Origin of the sequence: Nocardiopsis alkaliphila YIM 80379 (assembly GCF_000341005.1) — a bacterium.
Taxonomy (GTDB): domain Bacteria; phylum Actinomycetota; class Actinomycetes; order Streptosporangiales; family Streptosporangiaceae; genus Nocardiopsis; species Nocardiopsis alkaliphila.
This window is the reverse complement of the sequence record NZ_ANBD01000202.1, coordinates 1-1,262: the sequence shown is the minus strand read 5'-3', so window position 1 is coordinate 1,262 and position 1,262 is coordinate 1. Positions and strand designations below refer to the sequence as shown.

Sequence of the window (1,262 nt, the reverse complement as noted above, 5' to 3'; positions counted from 1 at the left end):
GCCGCCGATCTGGGTGTGGAGGTGTCGTCGGGGTCGGTGGCGTGTGTGATGTTCACGTCGGGGTCTTCGGGTGTGCCCAAGGGTGTGGTGACGGCGCATCAGGGGTTGTTGGGGACGTTCCTGGGTCAGTCGTATGTGGATTTCGATGCTGATCAGGTGTGGTTGCAGTGTTCTCCGGTGTCGTGGGACGCGTTCGCTTTGGAGTTGTTCGGGGCGTTGTTGTTCGGGGGGCGGTGTGTGTTGCAGCCGGGGCAGCGTCCGCGTTTCGATGCGATCGCTGACCTGGTGGTGGCGCATGGTGTGACGAATCTGCAGATGTCGGCGGGGTTGTTCAACGTGATGTTGGATGAGCGGCCTGAGGTGTTCGATGTGGTGCGGGTGGCGATGACGGCGGGTGAGGCGGCGTCGGTGGCGCATGTGGCCAAGGCGTTGTCGGAGCATGCGGGTGTGCGGGTGGTCAATGGTTATGGGCCTGCGGAGAACATGGGGTTCACCACCACCTACGAGGTGGTTCGGGTGGAAGAGGAACGGGCCTCGGTTCCGATCGGTGGGCCTTTGGCCGGTGCTCGGGTGTATGTGCTGGATGGTTGGTTGCGGCCGGTTCCGGTGGGTGTGCCGGGGGAGTTGTACATCGGTGGTGCCACGGTGGCGCAGGGGTATTTGCGTCGTCCGGATCTGACGGCTGAGCGGTTCGTTCCTGATCCTTTTGTCGGGGGTGGGGAGCGGATGTATCGCACCGGTGATGTGGTGCGGTGGGGGCGTGAGGGTGAATTGGAGTATGTGGGTCGGGCCGATGATCAGGTGAAGGTGCGGGGTTTTCGGGTGGAACCCGCCGAGATCGAGGCCGTGCTGGAGAAGCTGCCGGAGGTCTCCAGAGCGGTGGTCGTCGCTCGGGGCGGTCACGGGGGGGTTCTTTCCCTGGTCGCCTACGTCGTTGGAGGGGCCGGGGTGGTACTCGATACCGGATCGGTTCGTGTCCAGGCCGCTGATCTGCTTCCGGAGTACATGGTTCCGGCGGCGGTGGTGGTGTTGGACGAGTTGCCGTTGACCGAGAACGGGAAGTTGGATCGGCGGGCGTTGCCCGATCCTGATTTCTCGGCGGAGGTGTCGGGGCGTGGTCCGCGTGATCCGCGTGAGGAGATCTTGTGTGGTCTGTTCGCCGAGGTCTTGGGTTTGGAGCGGGTCGGGATCGATGATTCGTTCTTCGATCTGGGTGGGCACTCGTTGTTGGCCACGCGGCTGATCGGCAGAATCCGCGCCGT

Annotated in this window: 1 protein-coding gene; it reads left to right on the top strand. The window is 63.8% G+C overall.

The annotated features are described in order from the left end of the window. Window positions 1–48: 48 nt before the first annotated feature. Window positions 49–1,262: non-ribosomal peptide synthetase (locus D472_RS26445; RefSeq protein WP_204366527.1), on the top strand; the 1,214-nt coding region annotated here is incomplete at its 3' end.